This window comes from Streptomyces peucetius (assembly GCF_025854275.1).
GTDB classification, from domain to species: domain Bacteria; phylum Actinomycetota; class Actinomycetes; order Streptomycetales; family Streptomycetaceae; genus Streptomyces; species Streptomyces peucetius_A.
The window spans coordinates 7,147,488-7,164,594 of record NZ_CP107567.1 but is presented as its reverse complement, the minus strand read 5'-3'; the positions used below and the strand labels follow the sequence as shown (position 1 = coordinate 7,164,594).

General features: G+C 73.2%; 16 protein-coding genes. All 16 read left to right on the top strand.

Annotated elements, in window-relative coordinates; all coding sequences use genetic code 11:
* Window positions 1–8: 8 nt before the first annotated feature.
* Window positions 9–1,877, top strand: coding sequence for an FAD-dependent oxidoreductase (locus tag OGH68_RS32315; RefSeq protein ID WP_264248936.1), 1,869 nt, complete (start codon window positions 9–11; stop codon window positions 1,875–1,877).
* A gap of 38 nt (window positions 1,878–1,915) precedes the next feature.
* Window positions 1,916–3,262 carry a 6-phospho-beta-glucosidase gene (locus OGH68_RS32310; RefSeq protein WP_264248934.1) on the top strand — a complete coding sequence of 449 codons (1,347 nt, stop codon included), beginning with the start codon at window positions 1,916–1,918 and terminating at the stop codon, window positions 3,260–3,262.
* A 145-nt stretch (window positions 3,263–3,407) separates the two neighbouring features.
* Window positions 3,408–4,475 carry an NAD-dependent epimerase/dehydratase family protein gene (locus tag OGH68_RS32305; protein ID WP_264248933.1) on the top strand — a complete coding sequence of 356 codons (1,068 nt, stop codon included), beginning with the start codon at window positions 3,408–3,410 and terminating at the stop codon, window positions 4,473–4,475.
* Window positions 4,469–5,161, top strand: coding sequence for a glycosyltransferase family 2 protein (locus tag OGH68_RS32300; protein ID WP_264248932.1), 693 nt, complete (start codon window positions 4,469–4,471; stop codon window positions 5,159–5,161). The genes OGH68_RS32305 and OGH68_RS32300 overlap by 7 nt, the downstream gene beginning before the upstream one ends.
* A complete protein-coding gene (locus OGH68_RS32295; protein ID WP_264248931.1) occupies window positions 5,158–5,784 on the top strand; it encodes a DUF2064 domain-containing protein in 627 nt (208 codons plus the stop codon). Before OGH68_RS32300 ends, OGH68_RS32295 begins: the two co-directional genes overlap by 4 nt.
* On the top strand, window positions 5,781–6,431 hold the full coding sequence (locus OGH68_RS32290; protein ID WP_264248930.1) for a class I SAM-dependent methyltransferase: 651 nt from the start codon (window positions 5,781–5,783) through the stop codon (window positions 6,429–6,431). Before OGH68_RS32295 ends, OGH68_RS32290 begins: the two co-directional genes overlap by 4 nt.
* A 107-nt stretch (window positions 6,432–6,538) precedes the next feature.
* Window positions 6,539–6,706, top strand: coding sequence for a hypothetical protein (locus OGH68_RS32285; RefSeq protein ID WP_413471063.1), 168 nt, complete (start codon window positions 6,539–6,541; stop codon window positions 6,704–6,706).
* 97 nt (window positions 6,707–6,803) lie between these two features.
* The gene (locus OGH68_RS32280) at window positions 6,804–6,938 is read left to right on the top strand and encodes a hypothetical protein (protein ID WP_264248929.1); all 135 of its coding nucleotides are present in this window, start codon (window positions 6,804–6,806) and stop codon (window positions 6,936–6,938) included.
* Between the two features lie 347 nt (window positions 6,939–7,285).
* Window positions 7,286–7,525 (top strand): hypothetical protein, encoded by a 240-nt coding sequence (locus tag OGH68_RS32275; RefSeq protein WP_264248927.1) that lies wholly within the window; start codon window positions 7,286–7,288, stop codon window positions 7,523–7,525.
* Window positions 7,513–7,665, top strand: a complete 153-nt coding sequence (locus tag OGH68_RS32270) for a hypothetical protein (RefSeq protein WP_264248926.1) — start codon at window positions 7,513–7,515, stop codon at window positions 7,663–7,665. The genes OGH68_RS32275 and OGH68_RS32270 overlap by 13 nt, the downstream gene beginning before the upstream one ends.
* Window positions 7,662–9,821, top strand: coding sequence for an FUSC family protein (locus OGH68_RS32265; protein ID WP_264248924.1), 2,160 nt, complete (start codon window positions 7,662–7,664; stop codon window positions 9,819–9,821). The genes OGH68_RS32270 and OGH68_RS32265 overlap by 4 nt, the downstream gene beginning before the upstream one ends.
* Window positions 9,822–10,139: 318 nt before the next feature.
* Complete coding sequence (locus OGH68_RS32260; RefSeq protein ID WP_264248923.1) at window positions 10,140–11,009, top strand: universal stress protein; 870 nt, start codon at window positions 10,140–10,142, stop codon at window positions 11,007–11,009.
* A gap of 223 nt (window positions 11,010–11,232) precedes the next feature.
* Window positions 11,233–12,264, top strand: a complete 1,032-nt coding sequence (gene gnd, locus OGH68_RS32255; RefSeq protein WP_319020258.1) for a phosphogluconate dehydrogenase (NAD(+)-dependent, decarboxylating) — start codon at window positions 11,233–11,235, stop codon at window positions 12,262–12,264.
* A 2-nt stretch (window positions 12,265–12,266) separates the two neighbouring features.
* Entirely contained in the window at window positions 12,267–13,721 is a 1,455-nt protein-coding gene (gene zwf, locus OGH68_RS32250; RefSeq protein ID WP_264248922.1) for a glucose-6-phosphate dehydrogenase, read from the top strand.
* Window positions 13,722–13,959: 238 nt separating this feature from the next.
* Window positions 13,960–14,703 carry an HAD family hydrolase gene (locus OGH68_RS32245; RefSeq protein ID WP_264248921.1) on the top strand — a complete coding sequence of 248 codons (744 nt, stop codon included), beginning with the start codon at window positions 13,960–13,962 and terminating at the stop codon, window positions 14,701–14,703.
* Window positions 14,700–17,099 (top strand): glycoside hydrolase family 65 protein, encoded by a 2,400-nt coding sequence (locus tag OGH68_RS32240; protein ID WP_264248919.1) that lies wholly within the window; start codon window positions 14,700–14,702, stop codon window positions 17,097–17,099. The genes OGH68_RS32245 and OGH68_RS32240 overlap by 4 nt, the downstream gene beginning before the upstream one ends.
* Window positions 17,100–17,107: the final 8 nt, after the last annotated feature.

The following is a 17,107-nucleotide window of genomic DNA, read 5'->3' as shown; positions in this document are numbered from 1 at the left end:
GGCATCGGATGGATCGTTCTGGCACCTCACGACGCACCTCGCAAGGCACCCCGCAGGGCACCACACACGACACCTCGCCGAGCTCACGGACCACCGCGCGACGCGCCTCGCGCCGCACCTTCATCACCGGCGCCGCCAAGGTCACCGGAGCCGCGGCCCTGGCCGGTGCCGCCGGCACCGGCACCGCGGCCGCCGCCACCCGGCACACCACCGCCGCGCCCGCCGTCTCCGTCGCCGTGCTCGGCGGCGGCGTCGCGGGCCTGACAGCCGCTCATGAACTCGCCGAACGCGGCTTCGAGGTCACCGTCTACGAACGCCGGGCCCTGGGCGGCAAGGCCAGGAGCATGGACGTACCCGACAGCGCCAGAGGCGGCCGCAGACCGCTGCCCGCCGAGCACGGCTTCCGTTTCATCCCCGGCATCTACCACAACCTGCCGGACACCATGCGCCGCATCCCCTTCGCCGGGAACCCGAACGGCGTCTGGGACAACCTGGTCGCGCCGTCCGAGATGTCCTTCAGCCGCACGGGCCGCGAGGATTTACGCATCCCGCTCCCCTGGCCCGGCCACCGGCCGCCCGGTCTCGGCCTCGACGACATCCGCCGCGCGCTGACCGCGCTGCTGGACACGGCGCTCGGCATCCCGTTCCACGAGACCGCGTACTTCGTGAACCGCATGCTCGTCTTCCTCACCAGCTGCGACGAGCGCCGCGACCGGACCTGGGAGGCCACCCCGTGGTGGCAGTTCATCAGGGCGGACGCGATGAGCCACGACTACCGCCGCATCCTCGCCGTCGGGCTCACCCGCAACATCGTGGCGACCAAGGCGGAGGAGGCCAGCACCCGCACCGTGGCCACTCTCCTCGAGGCGTTCCTCTTCAACGGGCTCGGCCGCGGCGCCGACGGCCCCCTGGACCGGATCCTCGACGCCCCCACCAACGAGGCGTGGATCGATCCGTGGGTGGCCCATCTGACGTCGCTGGGAGTGGAGTTCAAGGTCGGCTGGACCGTGCACGAGGTGACGTACGGCTCCGGGCGCGTCCGTGCCGCCGTGGTCGAGAACCCACAGGGCGCACGCGAGTCGGTCACCGCCGACCACTACGTCTCCGCGATGCCCGTCGAGCACGCCCGGCGCACCTGGGGCCCCGCACTCCGGGCCGCGGACCCGCAGCTCGCACGCTGCGACCGGCTGCGGACCGACTGGATGACCGGCATCCAGTTCTATCTGACCGAGCGTGCCCCGCTGCTGCACGGGCACCTCAACTTCATCGACTCCCCCTGGTCCCTGACGGCCATCCAGCAGGCGGCGCACTGGCCCGGCCGCGACTTCCCCGCCGACTACGGCGACGGTGCGGCCGTCGACTGCCTGTCGGTGGACGTCTCCGAGTGGGACCGGCCCCGCATCCTCTACGGAAAGACCGCGAAGCAGTGCACCCGCGCCGAGGTCGCCAAGGAGGTGTGGGCCCAGCTGAAGGCGGCGCTCAACGACACCGGCAGGGCCGTCCTCAAGGACAGCGCGCTGCACTCCTGGTTCCTCGACCCCGGCGTCGACGGCCTCGGTACACCGAACCCCACCAACGACGACGAACTCCTCATCCACCCCGTCGGCACCTTCCACAACCGCCCGCGGGCCGCGACGTCGGTCCCGAACTTCTTCCTGGCCGGCGACTACGTCTCGGTCGACATCGACCTGGCGACGATGGAGGGCGCCAACGCCTCCGCACGGGCGGCCGTCAACGCGCTGCTGGAGCGCACCGGCTCGACCGCGCCCCGCTGCACGGTCACCCCGTTGTTCCGCGCTCCGGAGCTCGAACCCCTCAAGCGGCACGACCGCACCCGCCACCGGCTCGGTCTGCCCAACGCGCTCGACCTCGGCTGACCGGCGGCGGGCCGCCGGCGCCGAGTAGCGTGACGGGCATGAAGCTCACGATTCTCGGCGGCGGCGGGTTCCGGGTGCCTCTCGTGTACGGGGCGCTCCTCGGCGATCAGGCGGAGGGCCGGGTCACCCGCGTCACCCTGCACGACGTGGACGCGGGCCGGCTCGACGCGGTGGCCCGGGTCCTCGCCGATCAGGCGGCGCAGCAGCCCGAAGCGCCCGAGGTGGTGGTGACCCGCGATCTCGACGAGGCCGTGCGGGGCGCCGACTTCGTCTTCTCCGCGATCCGCGTCGGCGGCCTCGAGGGCCGTGCGGCGGACGAGCGGGTCGCGCTCGCCGAGGGCGTCCTCGGGCAGGAAACCGTCGGCGCGGGCGGCATCGCGTACGGACTGCGCACGGTGCCGGTGGCCGTGGACATCGCCCGCCGGATCGCCGCGCTCGCGCCCGACGCCTGGGTCATCAACTTCACCAACCCGGCCGGCCTGGTCACCGAGGCGATGAGCCGGGTTCTCGGCGACCGGGTCATCGGCATCTGCGACTCGCCGGTGGGCCTCGGCCGCCGGGTGGCGAAGGTGCTCGGCGCCGATCCGGCGACGGCATGGATCGACTACGTGGGCCTCAACCACCTCGGCTGGCTGCGCGGCCTGCGCGTCGGCGGACGCGACGAACTGCCGCGGCTGCTCGCCGACCCGAAGGCGCTGGGCTCGTTCGAGGAGGGCCGCCTCTTCGGGCCGGACTGGCTGCGGTCGCTGGGCGCCGTGCCGAACGAGTATCTGCACTACTACTACTTCAACCGTGAGACGGTCCGCGCCTATCAGGAGGCGAAGCAGACCCGGGGCGCGTTCCTCCGTGCCCAGCAGGCCGGTTTCTACGAGGAGATGGAGCGTCCCGGCACGCCCCCGCTGGCCACCTGGCACCGTACGCTCGCCGAGCGTGAGGCCACCTACATGGCCGCCAACCGGGAGGCGGCGGGCGTCGGCGAGCGGGACGAGGACGACCTGGAGTCCGGCGGGTACGAGAAGGTGGCGCTGGCCCTGATGCGCGCCGTCGCCCGCGACGAGCGCACCACGCTGATCCTCAACGTCCGCAACCGCGGCACCCTGTCCGTGCTCGACGCGGACGCCGTGATCGAGGTCCCGTGCCTCGTCGACGCGAACGGCGCGCACCCGGTGGCGGTGGACCCGCTGCCCGGCCACGCGGTCGGGCTCGTCACCGCGGTGAAAGCAGTCGAACGCGAGGTACTTGCAGCGGTGGCGAGCGGTTCCCGGGCGGGCGCGGTGAAGGCGTTCGCGCTGCATCCGCTGATCGACTCGGTGAGCGTCGCGCGCCGTCTCGTCGACGGCTACCTCGCCGAGCATCCGGGCCTCGCGTACCTGAGCCGGCCGTAGAACCGGTCACCGCGCGGGCGGGTGACCGTACCTGAGCCGGCCGTGGGAACCGTTCACCCGCGCGGAGCAGCCGACTCCTTACCGACCTGTGACGGCACGGCGCGGAACGGCCGTCCGCCGCCCTTCCCGCCGTAGCGTCGCGGACATGCGTGTACTCGTCACAGGTGGCGCGGGCTTCATCGGCTCGCAGATCGTCACGGCGCTCACCGCGCACGGCCATGACCCGGTCGTGCTCGACGCCCTCCTTCCCGCCGCCCACCCCCGGCCTCCGCGACCGCCCGACACCGACGCCGACGCCGAATGGGTCCATGCGGACGTGCGGGACCCGGCAGCGGTGGCACACGTCCTGCGCGGCGTGGACGCCGTGTGCCACCAGGCCGCGATGGTGGGCCTCGGCACGGACTTCTCCGACGCGCCCGACTACGTCAGCTGCAACGACCACGGCACGGCCGTGCTCCTCGCCGCGATGGCCCGGGCGCGGGTCGCGGACCTGGTGCTCGCCGGGTCCATGGTGGTCTACGGCGAAGGCCGCTACGACTGCCCCTCGCACGGCCGGGTGCGGCCCGGCCCGCGTGCCGCCGCCGACCTCGAAGCCGGACGCTTCGAGCCTCGGTGCCCCGAGTGCGGGGAGGAGCTGGCCCCCGGTCTCGTCGGCGAGGACGCGCCGGTCGACCCGCGCAACGTGTACGCGACGACGAAGCTGGCCCAGGAGCATCTGGCGGCGGCCTGGGCCCGGTCGACGGGCGGGCGCGCCGTCGCGCTGCGGTACCACAACGTTTACGGGCCGGGGATGCCGCGCGACACGCCCTACGCGGGCGTCGCGTCCTTCTTCCGGTCCGCGCTGGAACGAGGCGAGGCACCGCGGGTCTTCGAGGACGGCGGCCAGCGGCGGGACTTCGTACACGTGAGGGACGTGGCGGAGGCCAACGCGATCGCCCTGGAAGCGGTCCACGGCCGCGAGCCGGGCGCGCTCACCGCGTACAACACCGGCAGCGGCACACCCCACACCGTCGGCGAGATGGCGGCCGCGCTGGCCGCCGCGCACGGCGGCCCGGCGCCGGTCGTGACCGGCGAGTTCCGGCTCGGCGACGTGCGGCACATCACCGCGGACTCGGCGCGGCTGCGCGCCGAACTGGGCTGGAAGGCGCGGGTCGGCTTCGACGAGGGCATGGCCGAGTTCGCCGCGAGCGGGCTGCGGGGTGCGGCATGCTGAGCGCGGACGTCGTCCTGCCCTGTCTGGACGAGGCGGAGGCGCTGCCGTGGGTGCTCGCGCGCATCCCGACCGGCTGGCGGGCGATCGTCGTCGACAACGGCTCGACGGACGGCTCGGCCGAGATCGCCCGCGGGCTCGGCGCGCACGTCGTCCACGAGCCCCGGCGCGGCTTCGGGGCGGCGTGCCATGCGGGGCTGAGCGCGGCTCAGGCGGAGTACGTCTGCTTCTGCGACTGCGACGCGTCGCTCGACCCGGGGCTGCTGACCGGGTTCGTACGCGACATCGCCGCCGGGAACGCCGATCTGGTGCTGGGGCGGCGGCGCCCGCAGACCCGGGGTGTGTGGCCGGCGCACGCACGGGCCGGCAACGCGGTCCTCTCCCGCATGCTGCGCCGGCGCACCGGGCTGCGGCTGCACGACCTCGGCCCGCTGCGGGCGGCCCGCCGCGCCGACCTGCTGGCGCTCGACCTGACCGACCGGCGCAGCGGCTACCCGCTCCAGATGGTGGTCCGCGCCGTCGACGCGGGCCTGCGGGTGGCGGAGGTCGACGTCCCCTACCTGCCGCGGTCGGGGAAGTCGAAGGTCACCGGCACATGGCGGGGCACCTGGCAGGCCGTACGGGACATGAGCGCGGTGCTCGCCGAACAGCCCCGCCCGCGCCCCCTGGTGGACGGCGGCGCGCGATGAGCGGAACGCTGCTGGTGATCGCCAAGGCGCCGGTGCCGGGACGGGTCAAGACACGCCTCACTCCGGTCCACACGCCCAAGGAGGCGGCGGCCCTCGCCGAGGCCGCGCTGAGCGACACCCTCGACGCGGTGCTCGCCACACCCGCGCGGCGCCGTGTCCTCGTACTCGACGGCGCCCCCGGGGCATGGCTGCCGTCCGGCATCGACGTCGTGCCGCAGTGCGGGGGCGGGCTGGACGAACGGCTCGCGGCCGCGTTCGCACTGTGCGAGGGGCCCGCGCTGCTCATCGGCATGGACACGCCTCAGGTGTCCTCCGGACTCCTGGCCTGCGGACTGGAGTTGAGCCCGGGAGAGGCCGCGTTCGGTCCGGCGGACGACGGCGGCTTCTGGGCGCTGGGACTGGCGGAACCGGACGGGCGGCTGGTGCGCGGTGTGCCCATGTCGTCGCCCGGAACGGGTGCCGCGCAGCGGCAGCGGCTGGTCCGGGCCGGGCTCGCGGTGCGGGAGCTGCCGCGACTGCGGGACGTGGACACGCCGGACGACGCCCGGTGGGTCGCCGCCGGCGCGCCGGGCACGCGGTTCGCCGCGGCGCTGGCCGCCATGGCCGGGGCCCGGGCGCGATGACGGCGGCACCGGCCTGGCAGGCGGACCCGTACACCGACGCCCTGCGCACCGGTCGCGGGCCGCTCTACCTGCGGCGGACCGACGGTTGGCTGCTGCCGCTGGAGGTCGAACGCTGGTGCGCCGAACCGGACACCGCCGACGGCACGGTCCTCACCCGCAGCCACGGCGCGGTCCTGGACATCGGCTGCGGCCCCGGCCGCCTCGTCGCGGCGCTCGCCGCGCGAGGACGGACGGTGCTCGGCATCGACGTCAGCCAGGAGGCCGTGGCCCGCACGATACGCATCGGCGGCAGCGCACTGCGCCGGTCGGTCTTCGACCCTCTGCCGAGGGAGGGCTCCTGGGACACGGCACTGCTGATCGACGGCAACATCGGCATCGGCGGCGACCCGCGGGCACTCCTGTCACGTGTCGCCCAACTCGTCGCCCCGGGCGGGCTGCTGCTCGCGGAGACCGCGCCGCTGGACGTCGACGAACGCGTCCGGGTCCGCGTCTTCGACGGCGTCGCGGCCCAGGGCACGCCGTTCCCCTGGGCGCGTGTGGGCACGGAGGCGCTGCTGCGGTACGGGCGGGGGGCGGGGTGGTCCCTGCGGGACGAATGGGGGGTGGGGGCACGGCGGTTCGTGTCGCTGGGGCGGGGCGGAGCGTAGGGCGCGGGCGGGGCGGGGCCGCTGCGTGGGGCCGTTCCCCTACCCGCCCCTTCCCGAACCGGGGCTCCGCCCCGGGCCCCGGTACCTCGCTTCGCGCGGTTGCCTCCGTGCGCGACGTGGTCCCGTTCCCCCGTTACTACGAACTGTTCGGCCCCGACGGCACGCTCATCGACCCCGAGGGCCCGAACGGCGCGGCGAAGGCGATGCTCGACCAGCTGATGTGGTGGGGCTCCGTCCTGCGCGACGCGCGCCGCGACCGCCCGTACGCGGCCTGAGCCGGCCGCTGGTCCGCCACCGCCGCCTACAGGCGGACCCGAGCTGCCGGCCGTCCGTCATGCTCCGGCCCTCCTCGCACGGCTGATCGACGGTGGCGTGGATGTCGTGCACGGGCACTCCTCGCACGAGGACTCCCGGTGGCCGCGCGCGCTCCTCGACCGGATCGGTCACCGCTTCCGCCCGGGCACCGACTCCGATCCGGACGTCACGTTCGTCCTCCGGGTGTCATGACGGCGGCGGCATCGGTGTCGATGCAGGGCAAGTCGTGATGTTCACGGTCAAGATGGAGCCCTACGCAGAGGGCGCCCGTGGCCTGACGCATTCGCCTTGATCCCTACCGGAAGGTGACATCACATGAAGACACCTCAGGTCCTTACAGACCGGGGCACTTCGAGAATCGGAGTATGACTGACACGCGGACGGGGTCGGACGGAGCCGTGGTCGCCGGACCGGAGCGATCCGGCTCAGCTGCCGGACTGCGCTCCGTACGGGTCGGCCGACAACGGGCAGCGGGGCGTGGGGCGCATGCACGGCCCGTCCAGGACGCCGCGGCGGCGTCCACCCGAGAAGAACGTGCCATGCGCGGCGCTGTGTCCTCGTCGGCCGCGTGGGCACGGACCTTCCTCGCGTCCGCGGCCACCCTGTCGTTCAGCCTGCTCGACTTCTCGACGTCGGGTCTGCCCGTCTTCTCCGAGGCGTCCGGTGCCACAGCCTTCTCCGTCTCGAGGACGCTGACGGTGGTGGACTTGTTCGCCGGCGTCGCCCGCCCGCAGCTCGTGGCCACCGAGCGGGCTGGTGAGGTCTCGTGCGCCCTCTGATGACGTTCCTGGTCGCGCCGGGCGGCGCGGTGATCCTGGCGGCCTCCGTGGTCGTCATGGCCGGAGGTCGCCGTCTCGTGATCCTCGGCGGGGTGCCGCCGTTCGGCTCGCGTGCGACGCGCGGTGGAGGGCTGCCGTGAAGGGCGGGGCGGAGCGCACGGAGATCCTGCACCGGTCCCTCCGGGTGACTCTCGCCGCGGCCGCGGGCTTCTATCCCTTCCAGTACGGGCTACAGGATCCCGTACCGGCGCTGTACGCGCTGTTCGCACCGGTCGCCCTCGGACTGCTGTCCTCGATCCCCGGCTCCGGGCGGCAGCGGGCCGCGGTGATGCTGAAGGCCCTGCCGGTCGGCCTGGTGCTGGTGACACTGGGGACCGTGCTGGCGGTGCGGACCTGGGCGGCGGTGCTCGGCATGCTCGTGGTGGGCTTCCTCCTCGCCTTCGCGGCGATCGCGGGGCCGCGGTCGGCCGGAGCGGCGCCAGGACTCCAGCTCTTCTACATCCTGGCCTGCTTCCCGCCGTACGAACCGCAGACCCTGTGGCTGCGGCTGACCGGGCTCACCGTGGGCGTGGTGCTGCTGGCGCTGTGCGAGCTGTTCCTGCTGCCGCAGCCGGCGGGCCCCCCGTACCGGGTGAGCCTCGCTGAGGCCGTGGCGACCGCGGGCGACACCTTGACGGGGCGCACCCGGCTCCCGCCCGAGGCCCTGCGGGCCGCGGGCGCACGGCTGAGGCTGTCCAAGCTCCCGCCCGCGGAACGGCCCGCGGGCGCAGGACGCACGGCCCGCGGCCTGTGCCAGGCGGGTTCCACCGCCCGCCGACTGCTCGAGCAGCTTGCGCTTCTGATCGAGACGGGCGTACTGGGGAGCCTCGACCGGGACGGCGACGTCGACGGCGCACGAGGCGGCGGCCGTATCGACACGGCGACCGAGTCGCTGCTGCCGAAGATGGCGTCCCGGTGCGACGACATCGCGGCGGCTTTGCGCGCGGGCCGGGCCGACCCGGGCCCGGAGCGGATGGACGAGGCGATCGGAGGCTTCCAGCAGATGCGCATGCGGCAGGTGACGGGGCCGCCCGAGGATGTGCCGCCGGCGCCCGTGCTGCGCCGACAGGCGGCGGTACTGGCCGTCGCCGAGTCGGTGCGCATCCTTGAGATCTCCGTACGGGTCGGTCTCGACGGGCGGCGCACTCGGCCGATCGAGCCGCGGGAGCTGTTCTGGTACACGGAAGCCCCCGCCGCCCGGCTCTGGCTACGCCGGGTGGCCGGCAACATGACGCTCCGTTCGGTGCAGTTCCAGAACGCCGTCCGGATCGCGCTGGCCCTCGGCGCCGCCCGGCTGGTCGCCGGATCACTCGACCTGACCCACGGCTTCTGGGTGCTGTTGGCGGTGCTGACGCTGAGCAGGACCACCGTCGGGGAGACCTGGGCGGCGATCCGCAAGGCGGTGGCGGGCAACCTCGTGGGCGCCATCGCGGCGGGCGCCCTGCTCATCGGCGTCGGACAGCACGCCGAGGCATACGCCGCGATCCTCGCACCGGGCATGCTGATCGCCTTCGCGCTCGGGCCGCTGCTGGGCATCGCGTGGGCGCAGGGGCTGTTCACCCTCGTGGTGGCAACCGCCTTCGCCCAGGTCTCTCCGGCGACCTGGCGGCTGGCCGAGGCGCGGATCGTGGACGTGGTGACCGGCAGCGCCATCGGTCTGCTGTGCGCGATGTTCGCCTGGCCGGCCGGGGCCCGGCGGGAGGTGCGCAGGACCATGGCCGGCCTGCTGCGTGAGTGCGGCCCGCTGATCCAGGGCACCGTCGCTGTGCTGACGGCCGTGCCCCCGGGCTCCGCGCCTTCCCCGTCGACGCTCCCCGTCCTGCGCCGGCTGCGTCTCGCCGAGTCCGCCTACAACCAGTTCCGCAGCGAGCCGGCGGGCAGTGCCCCCGTCACCGTGGACTGGCACGGCGTGCTCATCGCCGCCAACCAGATCCTGCTCGGTGCCCAGTGGCTGCCCCGTATCGACCAGCCCGCGACTGCCCTGCCCCCGGACGCCGCCGACCGGGCACGGGCCGGCGCACGGGCGCTGGCGGACACCACCGCCCGGCTCGCCGACCTTTGCACCGGCGAGCGGCCGCCGCCGGACGGCACTCGGCCGGTGCGCCCGGGGCCGGCCGGGCCGCCGCTGCCCGCGCTCGTCGACCTCGACCTGTGGCTGCGCAGCCTCACAGCACAGCTCTCCCGTATCGAGGACGAGTTGTGCCGCACGGATGCGGGGGGATCGCGCCCGTGGTGGTACCCCAACGGAAAAGGTTGAGCATGAGCAGGCCAAACGCGTTTGTCGTGACCGCTCCGGGCGCGGTGACCCCGTCCGGTGTCGGCAGCGGGATCGCGGACTCCGGTGCCCATGGGCGGCCGAGGCGTGGCCGCGGCAGCGGCGGTGAGGGGCCGCCACGCCCCTTCCGTCTTGACCGTCACCGGCCAACACTGGCCATCACTGGCCGTCACTGGCCGTTATCTCCCGGATAGCGCCGTTCCAGGCCGGTCGGTACGTTCTTGATCAGGTGTCCTCTCGCGTGACGGCCGCGCCCACCGCGCCCGGCCCTTCGCAAGAGCCCGAGGCAAGGAGGGCAGCATGTCCCGACCCATCGTCGTGGGAGTGGACGAATCCGACGGAAGTCTGGCGGCCGTGGACTGGGCCGCCGACGAAGCCGCGCTGCGCAGCACCGCCCTGCGGCTGGTCAACGCCACCCGGTGGGCCGAGCACCAGTTGCCGGCCATTCGGGTGTCGCACGAGGACCGGGCCGGTCAGGCGGAGGGCGTCCTCGGCGCGATGGAGGAGCGCGTCCGTGCCCGCCGGCCGGAGCTGGCCATGACCGCCGAACAGATCGAGGACTCGCCCGCGAAGGTGCTTTTGGAAGCGGCGTCCCGGGCGGCCGTGCTGGTCGTGGGGTCGCACGGACTCGGCAGCGTCGGTGGCTTCGTCATCGGCTCCGTGGGGCAGGAGGTGGTCGCCGACGCGAAACAGCCGGTGGTGCTGGTGAGACCGGACCACCGGGACGATGCGCACGCCGCACCGGGTGCGGACGGGAAGCGCGAGGTCGTCCTAGGTCTCGACGTAAACGACGCCAGGAACGAGCTCATGGAGTTCGCCTTCGACTACGCGGCACGGTGCGATGTCCCGTTGCGCATCGTGCACAGCTGGCACGACCCGTTCTTCCACCACCACCGGGCCGCCGGGGACGGGGGCTCGAACGCACAGGCGGAGGTGGCCTCGGCCCTGTCACGAGCGGTGCGCCCCTTCCGCGACAGGTTCCCGGCCGTGCAGGTGTCCGAGGAGTCGCCGACGGGGCGGCCGGCCTGGCGGCTGGTGGAGGCGGCCACGGATGCCCGCCTCGTGATCGTGGGCAGACGCCTGGCGGCCTCCGGTTCGCACATCGGCTCGGTGACCCACGCTGTGATCCACCACGCCGCTTGCCCCGTGGCCGTCGTCCCGCACCGCTGACGCGTGCAGCCGATGGCGGAGCACCCATGCCGGGCACCCTCACGCCACGGGCTTTCACCCGGCGCAGATGAGGCCGTTCGTTGGGCGCCGCGGACACGGTGCGAGCGCGACCAGTGGCAGCGCCGGGCCCGCGAGAGGCCTGCCGGGAGGCGGCGCCGTGGCGGCCCGCCGCCCAGCAGCCCCGAAGACCGTCCGCACTCACCGACACCGAGGGAGAACGACCATGACCACGGACACACCCATGCGACTGGGCATGGTCGGACTCGGCCGGATGGGCGCCAACCTGGTGCGCCGGCTGATGCGGGACGGCCACCGCTGCGTTGTCTACGACCTGGACACCGAGGCCGTCAAGGAACTGGAGAAGGAAGGGGCGACCGCCGCCTCCTCGCTCCACGACCTCGTCGACAAGCTGGAGCCGCCCAGGAACCTCTGGCTGATGCTGCCAGCCGGCGTGGTTCAGCCGACCCTGGACCAGCTGGCGGCACTGCTGGCACCCGACGACACCGTCGTCGACGGCGGCAACTCGTACTACCGCGACGACATCACCCGCGCCGGCCGGCTCGCCTCCAGCGGCATCCACTACGTGGACTGCGGCACGTCCGGTGGGGTGTGGGGTCTCGAACGCGGCTACTGCCTCATGATCGGCGGTGAGGAGGAGCCGGTGGCACGGCTGGACCCGGTCTTCCGCTCCATCGCCCCGGGCCTCGGCGACGCGGCCCCCACGCCCGGGAGGACCCGCACCGACGGGACCTCCCCTGAGGGCTATCTGCACTGCGGGCCCAGCGGCGCCGGGCACTTCGTGAAGATGGTCCACAACGGCGTCGAGTACGGGATGATGGCCGCCATCGCCGAAGGGCTCGGCATCATCAAGCACGCCGACGCGGGCCTGCGCTCCCGCGCCGTCGACGCCGAGACCGCCCCGCTGCGCGAGCCGGAGGCGTACCGGTACGAGATCGACGTGGCCGAGGTCGCCGAGGTGTGGCGGCGCGGTTCGGTCGTCGGCTCCTGGCTGGTCGACCTCGTCGCCGACGCGCTCGCCCGTTCGCCAGAGCTCGAGGCGTACACCGGCCGGGTCTCGGACTCGGGCGAGGGCCGCTGGACGGTCCTGGCGGCGGTCGACGAGAGCGTGCCGGCGCCCGTCATCAGCAACGCACTGATCCAGCGGTACGAATCGCGCGGGCTCGGGCAGTTCACCGACAAGGTGCTGTCCGCGATGCGCGGCGAGTTCGGCGGGCACGCCGAGAAGGCGGGGTGACCGTGACCAGCCGCCCACGGCCGGAGCACCCCAGTGCGGTCCCCGACGACCACGTCATCGTGCTGTTCGGAGCCACCGGCGACCTCGCCCGGCGCAAGCTGCTGCCGGGGCTGTTCCATCTCGCCCAGGCGGGACTGCTGCCGGCCCGCTACCGGATCGTCGGCTCCGCGCCCGCCCAGGTGGCGCTGAGCGGCGACGAGTTCCGCAAACGGGCCCGGGAGGCGGTCGCCGAGTTCGGCAGGTCCGGGCCACAGGGCAGGGCGTGGCAGGAGTTCGAGGAGTCGCTGTCCTTCGGGGCCGCCGACCCCGAGGACCCCGAGCCGCTGCTGGAGGCCGTGCGCGACGCCGGGCAGGCCGTCGGCGGCAGCCCCCGCCGGCTGTTCCACCTCGCAGTGCCGCCGAAGGCGTTCGCCTCCGTCGTCGAGATGCTCGGCGCGACGGGCCTCGCGGAGGGTGCGCGGATCATCGTCGAGAAGCCGTTCGGCACGGACCTGCCCTCGGCCCAGGCCCTCAATGCGACGATCCACTCCGTCTTCGACGAGTCGCGGATCTTTCGCATCGACCACTTCCTCGGCAAGGAGTCGGTGGACAACGTCCTGGCGCTGAGGTTTGCCAACGGCCTGCTGGAGCCGGTGTGGAACCGCGACCACATCAGTCATGTGCAGATCGACGTGCCGGAGAAGATCGGCATCGAGGGCCGCGCCCAGTTCTTCGAGGGGACCGGCACCTTCCGGGACATGATCGTCACCCATCTCTTCCAACTGCTCGGCTTCGTGGCGATGGAGCCCCCCACCGCTCTCGCGGCCAAGCCTCTGCGGGACGAGAAGGAGAAGGTCTTCCAGTCCATGCGGCCGCTGAACCCGGCACAAGTGGTGCGCGGCCAGTACGCGGGCTACCGCGACGAGCCCGGCGTCGACCCCCGGTCGGACACCGAAACCTTCGTCGCGCTGCGCGTCGAACTCGACAATTGGCGTTGGGCGGGCGTGCCGTTCTACCTCCGCTCCGGCAAGTCGCTCGGCGAGGCGCGGCACGTCGTGACGCTCGCCTTCCGGGAGCCCGCCCTGCGGATGTTCCCGCTCGCCGCCCGCGGCCACGGCACCCGCAGCAACGAACTGGTGATCGACTTCGACGACCCCGGCCGGATCGCCGCCCGCTTCCTGGTGAAGGCCCCCGGGCCGGCCATGCGGCTGAGCGAGGCCGAGATGGTCTTCAGCTACGCCGAGTCGTTCAACACGAGGCACGCGCTCGAGGGGTACGAGCGCCTCATTCTGGACGCGATGCTCGGCGACCAGTCTCTGTTCACCCGGTCCGACGGGATCGAACGGCTCTGGGAGGTCTCCGCCCCACTGCTGCAGAACCCGCCGCCGGTCGAGCCCTATGCCCCCGGCTCCTGGGGGCCCCAGAGCATCAACCGGCTCATCGCGCCGCACCACTGGAGTCTGCCGGACCGTCGGTGACCCGCCATGTGCAACCCGGGACCCGGCCCCCGGATGCCCGCCACCCGCAGGCGCCCGGCCTCCCGGCCTGCCCGCCCCGGACCGCCCACGCCACTCCCGCCGTCGGTGCGGCAAAGTGCCCGGCGGAGGCCGGCTGCTCCTAATGGCACCCGGCGCGTCAACCGTACGGGGTACCCGCGGTGCGGCGGGACTCGGCTCCTGCCCCCGGCGGTCGCCGTCGCCTCCTAGCCTCGACCGTATGCTGGGGCTTCCCGATCATGTGCGCACCTGTCTGTTCGACCTCGACGGCGTCCTCACCCGCACCGCGAAGGTCCACGCGGCGGCCTGGAAGGAGATGTTCGACGACTTCCTGCGGCAGCGGGCCGACCGCGAAGGGGCGGCGTTCGTGCCGTTCGACGCCGTGCGCGACTACGACGAGTACGTCGACGGCCGACCGCGCGAGGACGGCGTCCGCACCTTCCTCGCCTCCCGTGGTGTCGAGCTGCCCGAGGGCGCACCCGACGACCCGCCGGGCCGGGAGACAGTCAACGGCCTGGGCTCCCGCAAGAACGACCTCGTACTCCGCAGAATCCGCGAAGACGGCGTGGAGGCGTACGAGGGCTCCGTGACCTATGTCAACGCCGTTCGCGACGCCGGCATGCGCACCGCGGTCGTCTCGTCCAGCGCCAACTGCCGGGATGTGCTCGCCGCTGCCGGCATCGAGAACCTGTTCGACGAACGCGTCGACGGAGTCGTCGCACACGAGCAGCGCCTCCACGGCAAGCCCGCACCCGACACCTATCTGGCCGCCGCCCGCGCCCTGGGCGTCGCGCCGGGGGACGCGGCCGTGTTCGAGGACGCCCTCGCCGGTGTGGAGGCGGGCCGGGCCGGGCGGTTCGGCCTCGTCGTGGGCGTCGACCGCACCGGTCAGGCCGCCGAGCTGCGGCGGCACGGGGCGGATGTCGTAGTGAACGACCTCGCCGAACTGATGGAGTCACGATGATCAGCCACTCCGGTTACACGGTCGAGCCGTGGTCCCTGCGCGAGACCGGGCTCGACCTCGACGTCCTCTCCCAGAGCGAATCCGTCTTCGCCCTCGCCAACGGCCACATCGGCTGGCGCGGCAACCTCGACGAGGGCGAGCCCCACGGACTGCCCGGCGCCTATCTCAACGGAGTCCACGAACTCCATCCCCTCCCGTACGCCGAGGCCGGGTACGGCTATCCGGAGTCCGGCCAGACCATGATCAACGTCACCGACGGGAAGATCGTCAGACTGCTGGTGGACGACCATCCCTGCGACCTGCGTTATGGCGAACTCACCTCCCACGAGCGGGTACTGGACTTCCGCTCCGGCCTCCTGCGGCGCACCGCGGAGTGGACCTCGCCGGCCGGCCGGTCCGTCCGCATCACCTCCGAGAGGCTGGTGTCCTTCACCCAGCGTGCCATCGCCGCGATCGCCTACGAGGTGGAGCCACTGGACGGGACCGTCTCCCTGGCGGTCCAGTCCGAACTCGTCGCGAACGAGCAGATGCCCCACGACACCGGCGACCCCCGGGTCGCCGCGGCCGTCGACTCACCGCTGGAGCCCGAGGAGGACTTCGCCCAGGACACCCGGCTGCGCCTGGTGCACCGCACCAGGCGCAGCGGACTGCGGGTGGGCGCCGCCGCGGACCACCTGGTCGACGGCCCGGCCGGCACGTCCTGGTCCGCCGAGAGCGAGCCGGACGTCAGCAGGCTCACGGTCACCTGCACCCTCCGGCCCGGAGAGCGGCTGCGGCTGGTCAAGTTCGTCGGGTACGGCTGGTCCGGCCAGCGCTCGCTTCCGGCCGTGCACGACCAGGTCGACGCGGCGGTCGCCACCGCCCGCAGCACGGGCTGGGAGGGGCTGCTCGCCGAACAGCGAGCCTTTCTGGACCACTTCTGGTCCTGCGCGGACGTCGAGGTGGACGGCGACGCCCAGATCCAGCAGGCCGTGCGCTTCTCGCTGTTCCACGTGCTCCAGGCCGCGGCCCGCGGCGAGGAGCGCGCGATCCCCGCCAAGGGCCTCACGGGGACGGGGTACGACGGGCACTCCTTCTGGGACGTGGAGTCCTTCGTTCTGCCCATGCTCACCTACACCGCTCCGCAGGCGGTCGCCCCGGTGCTGCGCTGGCGGCACTCCACCCTGGCCGCGGCGCGGGAGCGGGCCCGGCAGCTGGGGCTGGCGGGAGCGGCGTTCCCGTGGCGGACCATCAACGGCGCCGAGTGCTCGGCCTACTGGCCCGCCGGCACGGCCGCCTTCCACGTCAACGCGGACATCGCCTTCGCCGTGGCGCGGTACGTGGAGACGACCGGCGACGAGGCGTTCGAACGAGGCCCCGGGCTGGAACTACTGGTGGAGACCGCCCGGCTCTGGCACTCGCTCGGCCACCACGACCCGGAAGGCGTCTTCCACATCGACGGAGTCACGGGTCCCGACGAGTACAGCGCCATCGCGCGGGACAACCTCTACACCAACCTGATGGCGCGGCGGAACCTGCTGGCCGCGGCGGACACGGCCGCACGCCACGCGGACCGGGCCGAGGAACTCGGCGTCGACGACGAGGAGACCGCCGCCTGGCGGGACGCCGCCGCCCGGATCGCCACGCCGTACAACGCGGCGCTCGGCGTGCACGAGCAGTCGGCCGGTTTCACCGGCTTCCAGCACTGGGACTTCGCGAACACCTCGTCCGAGCAGTACCCGCTGCTGCTCCACTTCCCCTACTTCGACCTCTACCGCAAGCAGGTGGTCAAGCAGGCCGACCTGGTCTTCGCCATGGTGACCTGCGGGGACGACTTCACGCCTGACGAGAAGGCACGCAACTTCGCCTATTACGAGCCGCTGACCGTGCGGGACTCGTCACTCTCGGCCTGCTGCCAGGCCGTGATGGCCGCGGAGACCGGGCACATGCGGCTCGCTTACGCCTATCTGGGCGAGGCGGCCCTGATGGACCTGGAGAACCTGGAGCACAACACCCGCGACGGGCTGCACATCGCTTCCCTCGCCGGCACGTGGATGGCCCTGGTGAACGGTCTCGGCGGCATGCGCCGGCACGAGGGCAAGGACGGCACGGCGGGCACGCTGGAGTTCTCGCCCCGGCTGCCGGAGCGGCTGACCGGTCTGCGGTTCACGGTGCTCGTGCAGGGGCGCAGGCTGCGGGTGGACATCCGCCGCCAGTCGGCGCGCTACACCATGGAGGGAGGGAACCCGCTGCGGATCCTGCACCACGGCGAGCCGCTCACCGTGTCCGCGGACCGGCCGGTGGAGCGTGCCGTACCGCCTGCGCCGGTGCTGCCCGAACCGCAGCAGCCCAAGGGCCGCCGCCCGGCCGATCGCACGCCCGCCGGGACTCCGGCCGACGACGGTGCGGCCGGCTGACGCCCGCA